This is a genomic window from Tenacibaculum sp. A30 (assembly GCF_051200845.1).
In the GTDB taxonomy this organism is placed as follows: Bacteria; Bacteroidota; Bacteroidia; order Flavobacteriales; family Flavobacteriaceae; genus Polaribacter.
Map to the genome: position 1 here is coordinate 1,540,260 of NZ_CP195160.1, position 11,941 is coordinate 1,552,200.

Below are 11,941 nucleotides of genomic sequence, written 5' to 3' on the forward strand. Positions count from 1 at the left end.
AATACTAGAACCTAGACCTAAATACTAAGTTATTCTTTAATTACTTTTTTTATTCCCAAAAAATCGTCTACTAAGTCTTCTGCTTCTTGTAAAGCTACAGGTAATTCGTAGTTTTTAATGATTTTATCAAACTGCGGTGCTGTAGCCAATTCTACCGAAGCTTTTGCGATACGCATATTGATTTTATCTTCGCTTTCAGTACTTCTTTTCTTTAAGCGAATTTTTAACTCATCAACACTTGGTGGCTTTACAAAAACAGCTAAAGTTTCTTCTGGAAATTTCTTTTTAATACGTAATCCTCCAACAACATCAATATCAAAAATTACGTGTTTCTTTTGAGCCCAAATACGTTCTACTTCGGTTTTTAATGTTCCATAAAAGTTGTCACGATATACTTCTTCCCACTCTAAAAACTCGTCGTTTTTTATTTTTTGTTTGAACTCTTCTGCTGAAATAAAATAATAATCTTTTCCATCAACTTCTTCTCCTCTTGGTGCTCTTGAAGTCGCAGAAATTGAAAACTCTAAATTAAAACGTTCTTGAGCCAATAAGTGACGTACAATTGTAGTTTTACCTGAACCTGACGGTGCTGAAAACACAAATAATTTCCCTTTAAATTCTTCCGACATTTTTATAAAACGTTTAAAATTTGCTCTTTTATTTTTTCTAACTCGTCTTTCATTTGAATGACTAATTTTTGTATTGGTGCAAAATTAGCCTTAGACCCTGTAGTATTAATCTCTCTACCTATTTCTTGTACGATAAAACCTAATTTTTTACCATTAGAATCTGACGTTTCTAATTGCTGTAAAAAATACTCTAGATGGTTCGCCAAACGTACTTTTTCTTCGTTAATATCTAATTTTTCTAAATAGTAAATTAACTCTTGTTCAAAACGATTTTCATCTACTTCAACTTTTAAATCAGTTAATGCTTTTTGCAAACGCTCTTTTACATGAGCTATTCTATCACCATCTAACTTTTTAACTTCTTCTAAAGCTGTTTGAATATTGGCAATTCTCGTTTTGAAATCTTCTTCTAACGACTGTGCTTCATCTATTCTATATTGAATAATTTCTTTTAAAGCTTCATCAATATGAGCATCTATTTGATTCCACTCTTCTTCATCTAACTCTTCACGTTCTGTTTTTAAAGCATCTGGCATTCTTACTGCCATTTTCATTAACTCAACATCATCAGAAGTTCCTACTTGCGTTACATTTCTTAACTGTTGCATATACTCTCGTACCACACCAGTATTTACCGTAGTTGAAGTTTCATCCGCAGTCATTTCAACATAAATAGAAAAATCTACCTTACCTCGTACTAAACTACTTGCTAGTTTTTTACGAACATCTAGTTCTTTTTCTCTGTAGTAAGAAGGAATTCGAGTGTTTAAATCTAAATTTTTACTGTTTAACGATTTAACTTCAATCGTAACTTTTTTAGAAGGTAGATGTAGTACAGATTTACCGTACCCCGTCATAGATTGTATCATAACTTCGGTTTAATAATCCGCAAAGATACATTTATTTATTCGGAGTTTCAGTAGGACGTTTTGTTACTAGAAACACTCCAAAAAATATCAATAATGCAGCACCTATTTTAACCATATCCAAATGGTCACTTCCTACTATTAATGCGTAAATTGCTGCCACTACTGGTTGCAAATATATAAAAACACTTACCGTTGTGGGTTTTAATTTAGACAGCGCAAATAAGTTGAACAAGTAGGTTATACAAGTAGTAAACAAAACCACAAACCCTGCTTTTAAATAAATATTTGTTGGCATTGTTTGCCATTGAACCTCTAATAGCTCAGAAATTCCGAAAGGGAACACTAATAACAATCCGAAGAGATACAACCATTTCACAAACACAATCGGATTGTATTTTTCAATAAGTTTTTTAACAATAACTAAGTACATTGCATACGATGCGGCATTGATAAATACTAAAAAATTTCCTAGCATCATATTAGAAGCATCTCCTTTCAACGGATTTCCGTAAGCAATTAAAATCACAGCTCCTATTAAACCAACAACAACTCCAGCTATTTTTCTAAGAATTAATTTCTCTTTAAGAAGTATACTTGCAAAAATTAACACTAAAATTGGTGTGGTTACCATCATTACCGATGCACTTATAGGCGTAGTATAACTTAATCCTTTAAAAAAAGTAAGCATATTTAAAGCGATTCCAAAAAAAGCCGCCATTGCTACATTTTTATAGTCCGATTTTTCTATTGAAGGAGCTTTTACAAACAACCCTAACAACCAAAAGACCGTAGCAGCACCTCCAACACGAAGCAATATAAACCCAAACGGTTGTATATGTTCTTCCATTACTTCTTTAGCTACCGTAAAAGTTACTCCGTAAATAAGTGTTGCAATAGATGTTGCTGTTAATGCCAGCGCTCTTTGATTCATTTTTTAGTGAGTTTGAAAACAGTTGCAAAGATGACAATTAATTTCTTGTTTTCTGTTACTTTATTATCCTAAACACTTCTTTTAATAGCATATTATTCAACTAAAAAAGCACCGTATATACGGTGCTTTTTCCTTTGGTTGATTAACTTTTGATTAGTCCACTAAAGGTGGTATTCTTAATACTTGCCCTGGATAAATTTTATCTGGGTGTGTTAACATTGGCTTGTTTGCTTCAAAAATTACAGGATACTTCATTGCATCACCATAAAACTCTTTTGCTATTTTACTTAATGAATCTCCACTAACTACAGTGTGAAATTGTGCCATAGCAGCTTCTTCGATAACTTCAACTTCTTTAACAGTCATGTTATCTTCTACAGAAGCAATTCCTTCAGTATTTCCTACTACTAAAACTACTTTTTCTTTTGTTGCTAAATCAGCCGCTTCACCTGTAACTGTAGCTTTGTCATCATCTACATTAACCGCTAGATTTTCAACAGAAAGCTCTAATTTACGTACAGCGTCTACTAATTTAGCAGCTTTTTCTGCCGCTTCTTCTTCAGTTGTTTTACCGATACCGAATACTTTTGCCCCGGCATTTTTAATAAATGAAAAAATTCCCATTCTCTTTTTTGATTTTTTGTTAATATTCTTTTTACTGTCTGACTAAGATACAATTTTTATACCAAAACTCGTATTCCAAAATAATTAAAAAAAAGCCTCTTTAAAACTAAAAAAGCACCCAAACATGGATGCTTAACCTATTATATCTTGTTCTCCTCTACTTTTTATTAAAAGAATTCCAACCTTGTGCTTTTAATTCAATTTCTTGATTTGCACGAGTTACTAAATTTATTCCTTGATTTTCTTCAGTAATATGACCAATTACAGTTAAATTCGGATTTCCTTTTATTTTATCATAATCATCAATTGACACTGTAAACAACAATTCATAATCTTCTCCTCCACTTAAAGCAATCATCGTTGAATCCATATTAAACTCTTCAGAAGTTGCAATTACTTGTGGATCTAATGGTAATTTATCCTCATAAATCTTACATCCTGTTTTACTTTGCGTACAGATGTGCATAATTTCAGAAGACAATCCATCTGAAATATCTATCATAGAAGTTGGTTTTACCTCTAACTCTTTTAACAACTCAGGAATATCTTTACGTGCTTCTGGCTTTAATTGACGCTCTATGATATACGTATAATTATCTAAATCTGGTTGGTTTTGAGGGTTCACCTGAAATACTTGCTTTTCTCTTTCTAAAACTTGTAATCCTAAATACGCTGCACCTAAATCTCCAGAAACTACGATTAAATCTGTTGGTTTTGCTCCATTTCTATATACAATATCCTCTTTTTTAGCAGTTCCAATCGCAGTAATAGAAATTAGTATTCCTTTAGTTGATGAAGTCGTATCACCTCCAATTAAATCAACCTTATAAGTATCACACGCTAACTGAATTCCGGCATACAACTCTTCAATAGCTTCTAACGGAAAACGATTAGACACTGCTATCGATACAGTGATTTGCTCTGCAGTTGCATTCATTGCATATACATCTGATAAATTCACCATTACCGCCTTGTATCCCAAATGCTTTAACGGCATATAACTTAAATCAAAATGCACACCTTCTACCAGCAAGTCTGTAGTGATTACAGTTTCTTCATTTGAAGATTTAATAACCGCTGCATCATCTCCAACACCTTTTACTGTTGAAGAATGGTACATTTTAAAATGCTTTGTTAAATGGTTGATTAATCCGAACTCTCCAAGTTCAGCCAACGAAGTTCTTTCTTGATTTTTATCTTCTAACATGCTGCAAAGATAATGACAAGTACATAAACAACCTTACTTAACCTAGGTAATCATTCATTTTGATTTTCAACACCTAAAATCCTCTATAATATATACGAGTAAAACGGCATTAAATACAAGAGGGTTTATTATTTTTGTCATGACTCAATGATTCTTGTACACATTATAAAAAACGTGTTTATTCTCATTGATTTTTAATAAAAAGCACATGAAATATTTTTTAACTCTAACTCTTAGCGTACTTCTTTTTTCTTGCAGTTCAGATAATGATGAACTAATAAAAGATGTATCGGTAAAACTAAAATTCACTCAAAATTGGGATGGTACTTTAATTGAAAAATCTGACTTAAACAACACTGAATTTACGAACAAATTAGGAGCTAAACTTACAGTAAACAAGTTGCGTTATTTAATTTCAAATGTTGCTCTTATTAATGGAGCTAATGACACAACAAAGTTTGAGAGTTATAAATTAATAGATATTAATAATACAGATAGCCTAACCTACACATTGCCTCAAAAAATTTCTGAAGGTGCTTATAAATTATTTTTTACTTTTGGTTTTACTGGAAATGATAATATTAGCAATGCTTATAGCGACTTAACTACCGCTTCTTGGAATGTTCCTGACTCAATAGGTGGCGGATATCATTTTATGCAATTAGAAGGACAATATAAAGATACATTAGGAGTACAAAACCCTTATAAATTTTATACTGCAAGAGCTTACGATAAAGAAAAAGACTCTATTCTCGATACTTCTTTTTCAATCGAAACAGGCTCTATTTCATTAAAAAATGACGCTACTATAGAACTTAAAATGAATGTTGCTGGCTGGTTTAAGTCACCTAATGATTGGAATATTTATGAGAAAAATAATGAGTTAACTTCAGATTTTGAAGCTCAAAAACTAATATCTGAAAACGGAAAATCTGGTGTTTTTAGCTTAGGAGCTATTTCTCAGTAAGATATTATAAAACTGATTTAAAAACCGCCTGCTTTTTAGATAAGAATTTTATAAACAATCCTGATTTTCAACAATAATATAACAACAATTTACTGCAGGATTTAAGGTATAGGCAAAATTTATTGTTTAATAACTATATTCATTTCAAAACATGACATAAATCATATTTTGTCATTATCTTTGCAATTCACTTAGATTTAATCTATTTAAACGATGATAAAAGTTTCAGACACAGCAAAAAAGAAAGTCATTGAATTAATGACAGATGATGGATTTGATACTACAACCGACTTTGTTCGCGTTGGAGTAAAAAGTGGTGGTTGCTCAGGATTATCATACGACTTAACTTTTGACAAAACCCAACAGGAAAACGATAAAGTTTTTGAAGACAATGAAGTGAAAATTGTTGTTGACAAAAAAAGCTTTTTATACTTAGTGGGTACAACTTTAGAATATTCTGGAGGTTTAAACGGTAAAGGCTTTGTGTTTAACAATCCTAATGCTAACAGAACTTGTGGTTGTGGAGAAAGTTTTTCTCTGTAAAACCTATACATCAAAAAGAATACAAAAATACTGATGAGTAAATACACCGAGGACGATTTAAGAGAAGAATTAAAAACCAAAGAATACGAGTACGGTTTTTATACTGATATTGAGAGTGAAAAGTTTCCTAATGGGATAAACGAGGATATCGTTCGTGCCATTTCTAAAAAGAAAAACGAACCAGAATGGATGACTGAATGGCGTTTAGAAGCTTTTAGAATTTGGGAACAAATGGAAGAACCAGAGTGGGCAAATGTTACCTATAAAAAACCAAGTTTTCAAGATATTTCTTACTACTCAGCTCCTAAACAAAAACCTAAATTAAACAGTTTAGACGAAGTAGACCCTGAGTTATTGGCTACTTTTGAAAAACTAGGAATTTCTTTAGAAGAGCAAAAAAGGTTAGCAAATGTAGCAGTTGATATTGTAATGGATTCTGTTTCGGTAGCTACTACTTTTAAAGAAACGTTGGCTGAGAAAGGAATTATTTTTATGCCAATTTCTGAAGCTATACAAGAGCACCCAGAATTAGTAAGAAAATACATCGGTTCTGTTGTTCCACCAACTGACAACTTTTATGCAGCATTAAACTCTGCTGTATTCTCTGACGGATCTTTCTGTTATATTCCAAAAGGAGTTCGTTGTCCTATGGAACTATCTACGTACTTCCGTATTAACGAAGGAGGAACAGGGCAATTCGAGCGTACTTTAGTTGTTGCTGATGAAAGCAGTTATGTTTCTTACTTAGAAGGATGTACCGCTCCTCAACGTGATGAAAATCAATTACACGCAGCAGTAGTAGAGCTAATTGCTTTAGACGATGCCGAAATAAAATATTCAACCGTACAAAACTGGTTCCCTGGAGATTCAGAAGGAAAAGGTGGTGTTTTCAACTTTGTGACAAAAAGAGGATTATGCGAAACCAATGCAAAAATTTCTTGGACACAGGTTGAAACAGGTTCAGCAATTACCTGGAAATATCCAAGTTGTATTTTAAAAGGAAATAATTCTGTTGGAGAGTTTTACTCAATTGCAGTTACTAACAACCACCAGCAAGCAGATACTGGAACTAAAATGATTCACTTAGGAAAAAACACTAAGTCAACTATTATTTCTAAGGGAATTTCTGCTGGAAAATCACAGAACAGTTACCGCGGATTGGTACAAATCAATTCCAGAGCAGAAAATGCACGTAACTTCTCACAATGTGATTCTTTATTAATGGGTAATGAGTGTGGTGCACATACCTTCCCTTACATTGAAGCAAAAAATAAATCAGCTCAAATAGAACACGAAGCTACCACTAGCAAAATTGGTGAAGACCAATTATTCTACTGTAACCAACGTGGTATTGACACTGAAAAAGCCATTGCGTTAATTGTAAACGGATTTAGTAAAGAAGTACTAAATAAATTACCAATGGAGTTTGCTGTAGAAGCTCAAAAATTATTAGAAATTAGTTTAGAAGGAAGTGTTGGATAATTAATGAATACGTTAATTTGAAAACTTCAAAATAATAAAAAATGCTTTTTGATGAAAAAAGCAAAATAACATAGAAACATGTTAAAAATAGAAAACTTACACGCACAGGTAGAAGATAAAGATATTCTTAAAGGAATTAATTTAGAAGTAAAAGCAGGAGAGGTTCATGCAATTATGGGACCTAACGGTGCTGGTAAAAGTACCTTATCATCTGTAATTGCCGGTAATGAAACTTACGAAATGACTGCTGGTTCTATTGAATTAGAAGGTGTAGATATTAGCGAATTAGCTCCTGAAGAAAGAGCTCACGCTGGAGTATTCTTATCGTTCCAGTACCCTGTAGAAATTCCTGGGGTAACTGTTACGAACTTTATCAAAACTGCGATTAATGAATCTCGTAAAGCTCAAGGTTTAGAAGAAATGCCTGCTAAAGAAATGCTAAAAAAGATTCGTGAAAAATCAGAATTGTTAGAAATCGATCGTAAGTTCTTATCTCGTTCTTTAAATGAAGGATTTTCTGGAGGTGAAAAAAAGCGTAATGAGATTTTTCAAATGGCAATGTTAGAGCCTAAACTAGCTATTTTAGATGAAACAGACTCTGGTTTAGATATCGATGCACTACGTATTGTTGCTAACGGAGTTAACAAATTAAAATCTAAAGACAACGCTGTAGTAGTTATTACGCACTACCAACGTTTATTAGATTATATCGTTCCTGACTATGTACACGTTTTACACGATGGAAAAATCGTTAAAACAGGAGATGCTTCTCTTGCTTTAGAGCTTGAAGAAAAAGGATACGATTGGATTAAAAACGAATTAGCGTAATTAATTTTTAATTACTGCTAGGATGTAATGATAGCAAGAAACAATGGAGTTAAAAGAAAAAATATTATCATCATACGTAGCTTTTGAAAATGGTATAAATATCAACTCTGATTTACACGAAATCAGAACAAAAGCACTACAAAACTTTGAAAAGTTAGGGTTTCCTACTAAAAAGTTAGAAGCTTGGAAATACACCTCTTTAAATTCAATTTTAAAAGAAGATTACAGCATATTTCCTGATCGTGAAGCTGCGGTTGAGTTAGCAGATGTAAAGAAATATTTTATTCATGAAATAGACAGCTACAAAATTGTTTTTGTAGATGGTAAATACAGTTCATTTTTATCAAGCACTACTCATGATGGAAAAGATGTTTGTTTATTATCAGCTGCTTTTTCAAAAGATAAATATAAACCTGTAATAGAAAAGTATTTTAATAAGATAGCTAAGCAAGATAATTTAACTTCTTTAAACACAGCATTTGCTTCCGAAGGTGCTTTTATTCACATTCCTAAAAATGTTGAGGTTGAAAAACCTATTCAAATTATCAACTTTAATACAGGAAAAGAAAATGCAGCAATGTTACAACCTCGTAATTTGATTGTTGTTGAAAAAAACGCACATGTTCAAATTATAGAACGTCATCAAAATCTTAATAGTAATGCTGTTTTAACGAATTCTGTAACTGAAATTTTTACAGACACCCATGCAACAGTAGACTATTATAAGATTCAAAATGATAACGAAAATGCTTCTTTAATTGACAATACTTACATTGAGCAACAAAAAGAAAGCACTTGTTCTGTACACACCTTCTCTTTTGGTGGAAACATTACTCGTAACAACTTAAATTTCTATCAGAAAGGAGAGCATATCAACTCTATTTTGAAAGGAATCACTATTATTGAAGGTAAACAACACGTAGATCATCACACTTTAGTAAACCATATAGAGCCTAATTGTGAAAGTCATCAAGACTATAAAGGTATATACGGGGATCGTTCAACTGGTGTATTCAACGGGAAGGTTATTGTTGAAAAGGAAGCTCAAAAAACCAATGCGTATCAACAAAACAACAATATTTTAATTAGTGATAAAGCTACAATAAATGCTAAGCCACAGTTAGAAATTTTTGCTGATGATGTAAAGTGTTCACATGGTTGTACTATTGGTCAATTAGACGATCAAGCATTATTTTATATGCAACAAAGAGGTATTCCTAAGAAAGAAGCCAACGCTTTATTAATGTATGCTTTTGCTAACACTGTTTTAGAAAGTGTTAAAATACCTGAAGTTAAAAAAAGAATTACCCAATTAATCGCCAACAAATTAGGCGTTAATATCGGTTTTGAACTATAAGTTGTTTTTTCATATCTTTATGAAAAACAATTAATTATGGGCAAAAACTTCAGATCGATAGTACTAATAGCTGGAATCGTAATTTTAGCTTACGGAGTTTACACTCTTGTACAACCAGAAACACAAGTCTCTATCGGAGATGTAGATTTAATAAAAGTACAAGACAACACTAATTCATACATTACAATAGCCGTTGGTGTTATAGCAATTGCCTTAAGTTCTTTTGCTGGTAAAAAATAAGAATTATCACTTTAAAAGATAAAAAAACGGAAAATCAAAATTGGTTTTCCGTTTTTCATTTATACATGCTGGTCTATTAAAATCGTGTTTCCATCAGGGTCAAAAAAAACAATGCTTCCAGGACCTGAAGTGCCAGATGCAACTTCTCTTTTTAATTTGATGTGATTTGCTTTTATATGCTGTTGAATCGTTCTTACATCGTCAAAATCATCTAGTTTGTTGGCGCTTTCATCCCACCCCGGGTTAAATGTTAAGATGTTGTTTTCAAACATTCCCTGAAACAATCCAATTAATGAATTACCATTTTTCATAATTAAATAATTCTTTTCTACTTGTCCTGCAAAAACAGTAAAACCTAACATTTCGTAAAACTCTTTCGATTTATCAATGTCTTTTACTGCCAAACTGATTGAAAATGCCCCTAGTTTCATAATTATATTTTTTAATTTCTTTTTTCAAAAGGAATAATAATCCCTTTTTCAACATAATTTTTAAGTCCGTTTAATAACAACGCCCAACAATAGGAAGAGTGTTTAAAATGATCGTTTTGTTCTATCCATCCTTTATGAAAAAAATGCACCCAAGTAACTCCATCATCTTTTTCAAACAAATCAAAACCAAAAGTAGTCGGGTTCCAATCCTTATCTGATTTCGTCATTTTTATGTGAAAAGAAGTGTTTTCTTTACACTCAACTACTTCGCCAAACCAATTGTATGGTTCGCCAAAAAAGAAGTTGTATTCTGCTCCTATTGTAGGTTTTCCACTACATTTAAGTGGCCACCAATGCACTAACTCATCTGGATTAGCAATCGCTTTAAAAACTTTGTTAGACAACGCCTTTATAGGGAAATTATGATAAATGGTAAATCCTTCTTTAATAACTTTCACAATCACCTGATTTTATAGCTATTAAAATTAGTGATTTTTTTACATAAAAAATCCCGTACATTTTGTACGGGATTTCAATATCTAAAAATCTAATTGTCTAAATTTCTAACAATCAAGATTTACATTTCTAAGGCTTTATTAGGATTGTTATCCATTAATAATTCTACTGGATTTTCTAACGCTTCTTTTACAGCAACTAAGAATCCAACAGACTCACGACCATCAATAATTCTGTGATCGTATGATAACGCTACATACATAATTGGTTGAATTACTACCTCACCATTTACCGCCATTGGACGATTAACGATGTTGTGCATTCCTAAAATTCCACTTTGTGGAGGGTTGATAATTGGTGTAGATAACATAGAACCAAATACACCACCGTTAGTGATCGTAAATGTACCTCCTGTCATTTCATCAACCGTAATTTGTCCATCACGAGCACGTAATGCTAAACGTTTTACTTCGCTTTCAACTCCTCTGAACGTTAAATTTTCAGCATTTCTAATTACTGGAACCATTAATCCTTTAGGACCTGATACTGCAATAGAAATATCTTGGAAATCGTGGCTTACTTTGTAATCTCCATCAATCATAGAGTTTACGTCTGGATACATTTTTAATGCTCTTACCACTGCTAAAGTAAAGAATGACATAAACCCTAAACCTACACCGTGTTTCGCTTTAAACGCATCTTTATACTCATTACGTAAATCGAAAATTGGCTGCATGTTCACTTCGTTAAACGTAGTTAACATCGCAGTTTCGTTCTTTACAGAAACTAAACGCTCTGCAACTTTACGACGTAACATAGATAATTTCTTACGCTCACTAGTACGAGAACCTGTTCCTGGAGTTCCCATTGATGGAACCGCATTTACAGCGTCTTCTTTAGTTACACGACCATCTTTACCAGTTCCTTGAACGTCAGCTGCACTCATTCCTTTTTCAGCTAATACTTTCTTAGCTGCTGGAGATGCTGTACCTGTTGCGTATGTTTCTTTAACTGGCTCAGCTTTAGGTGTCTCTTTTTTCTCTTCAGCTTTAGGTGCTTCAGCTTTTGGCGCTGCTGCTCCGTCAGGTTTTGCTGCACTCATATCAATATGACAAACTACAGCTCCTACTGCTACTGCATCACCTTCTTCAGCTTTTAAAGTGATTATTCCGCTTTCTTCCGCAGGCAATTCTAACGTTGCTTTGTCAGAATCTACTTCGGCAATTGGTTGATCTTTCTCAACGTAATCACCATCTTCAACTAACCAAGTTGCGATTTCTACTTCTGTAATTGATTCCCCCGGAGAAGGAACTTTCATTTCTAAAACCATCAGTTCTAAATTTTATATATCTGAATTATTTTATTTCTTTTATTTGG

The 11,941-nt window shown here is 32.7% G+C and carries 14 protein-coding genes; 6 read left to right on the forward strand and 8 right to left on the reverse strand.

The genetic code is table 11. The features are described from left to right. Positions 1–29: 29 nt before the first annotated feature. From gmk to thiL, 5 genes are all read right to left on the reverse strand, one after another. Positions 30–629, reverse strand: coding sequence for a guanylate kinase (gene gmk, locus ACR9ES_RS07430; RefSeq protein WP_274633833.1), 600 nt, complete (start codon positions 627–629; stop codon positions 30–32). 2 nt (positions 630–631) lie between these two features. Continuing rightward, complete coding sequence (locus ACR9ES_RS07435) at positions 632–1,498, reverse strand: YicC/YloC family endoribonuclease (protein WP_435253742.1); 867 nt, start codon at positions 1,496–1,498, stop codon at positions 632–634. A gap of 31 nt (positions 1,499–1,529) precedes the next feature. Beyond that, entirely contained in the window at positions 1,530–2,429 is a 900-nt protein-coding gene (locus ACR9ES_RS07440; RefSeq protein ID WP_435253743.1) for a DMT family transporter, read from the reverse strand. Positions 2,430–2,582: 153 nt separating this feature from the next. Next, a complete protein-coding gene (gene lysM, locus ACR9ES_RS07445; protein ID WP_435253744.1) occupies positions 2,583–3,053 on the reverse strand; it encodes a peptidoglycan-binding protein LysM in 471 nt (156 codons plus the stop codon). A 157-nt stretch (positions 3,054–3,210) separates the two neighbouring features. After that, entirely contained in the window at positions 3,211–4,260 is a 1,050-nt protein-coding gene (thiL, locus tag ACR9ES_RS07450) for a thiamine-phosphate kinase (protein ID WP_435253745.1), read from the reverse strand. Between the two features lie 208 nt (positions 4,261–4,468). Between thiL and ACR9ES_RS07455 the strand changes: the two genes are divergently transcribed. From ACR9ES_RS07455 to ACR9ES_RS07480, 6 genes are all read left to right on the forward strand, one after another. After that, positions 4,469–5,227: an MbnP family protein gene (locus ACR9ES_RS07455; protein WP_435253746.1), complete on the forward strand. Its 759-nt coding sequence runs from the start codon at positions 4,469–4,471 to the stop codon at positions 5,225–5,227. 213 nt (positions 5,228–5,440) lie between these two features. Then, positions 5,441–5,770: a HesB/IscA family protein gene (locus tag ACR9ES_RS07460; protein ID WP_028892188.1), complete on the forward strand. Its 330-nt coding sequence runs from the start codon at positions 5,441–5,443 to the stop codon at positions 5,768–5,770. A gap of 33 nt (positions 5,771–5,803) precedes the next feature. After that, positions 5,804–7,252, forward strand: coding sequence for a Fe-S cluster assembly protein SufB (sufB, locus tag ACR9ES_RS07465; protein WP_274633826.1), 1,449 nt, complete (start codon positions 5,804–5,806; stop codon positions 7,250–7,252). 78 nt (positions 7,253–7,330) lie between these two features. Next, on the forward strand, positions 7,331–8,080 hold the full coding sequence (gene sufC, locus ACR9ES_RS07470; RefSeq protein WP_435253747.1) for a Fe-S cluster assembly ATPase SufC: 750 nt from the start codon (positions 7,331–7,333) through the stop codon (positions 8,078–8,080). A 43-nt stretch (positions 8,081–8,123) separates the two neighbouring features. Next, positions 8,124–9,437 (forward strand): Fe-S cluster assembly protein SufD, encoded by a 1,314-nt coding sequence (gene sufD / locus ACR9ES_RS07475; protein ID WP_435253748.1) that lies wholly within the window; start codon positions 8,124–8,126, stop codon positions 9,435–9,437. Positions 9,438–9,473: 36 nt separating this feature from the next. After that, positions 9,474–9,677 (forward strand): hypothetical protein, encoded by a 204-nt coding sequence (locus tag ACR9ES_RS07480; protein WP_435253749.1) that lies wholly within the window; start codon positions 9,474–9,476, stop codon positions 9,675–9,677. A 59-nt stretch (positions 9,678–9,736) separates the two neighbouring features. Here ACR9ES_RS07480 and ACR9ES_RS07485 read toward each other — a convergent pair whose 3' ends face one another. From ACR9ES_RS07485 to odhB, 3 genes are all read right to left on the reverse strand, one after another. Beyond that, positions 9,737–10,108 (reverse strand): VOC family protein, encoded by a 372-nt coding sequence (locus ACR9ES_RS07485; protein ID WP_435253750.1) that lies wholly within the window; start codon positions 10,106–10,108, stop codon positions 9,737–9,739. Between the two features lie 11 nt (positions 10,109–10,119). Then, the gene (locus ACR9ES_RS07490; protein WP_435253751.1) at positions 10,120–10,566 is read right to left on the reverse strand and encodes an SRPBCC family protein; all 447 of its coding nucleotides are present in this window, start codon (positions 10,564–10,566) and stop codon (positions 10,120–10,122) included. Positions 10,567–10,685: 119 nt separating this feature from the next. Next, the gene (gene odhB, locus ACR9ES_RS07495) at positions 10,686–11,894 is read right to left on the reverse strand and encodes a 2-oxoglutarate dehydrogenase complex dihydrolipoyllysine-residue succinyltransferase (protein ID WP_435253752.1); all 1,209 of its coding nucleotides are present in this window, start codon (positions 11,892–11,894) and stop codon (positions 10,686–10,688) included. Positions 11,895–11,941: the final 47 nt, after the last annotated feature.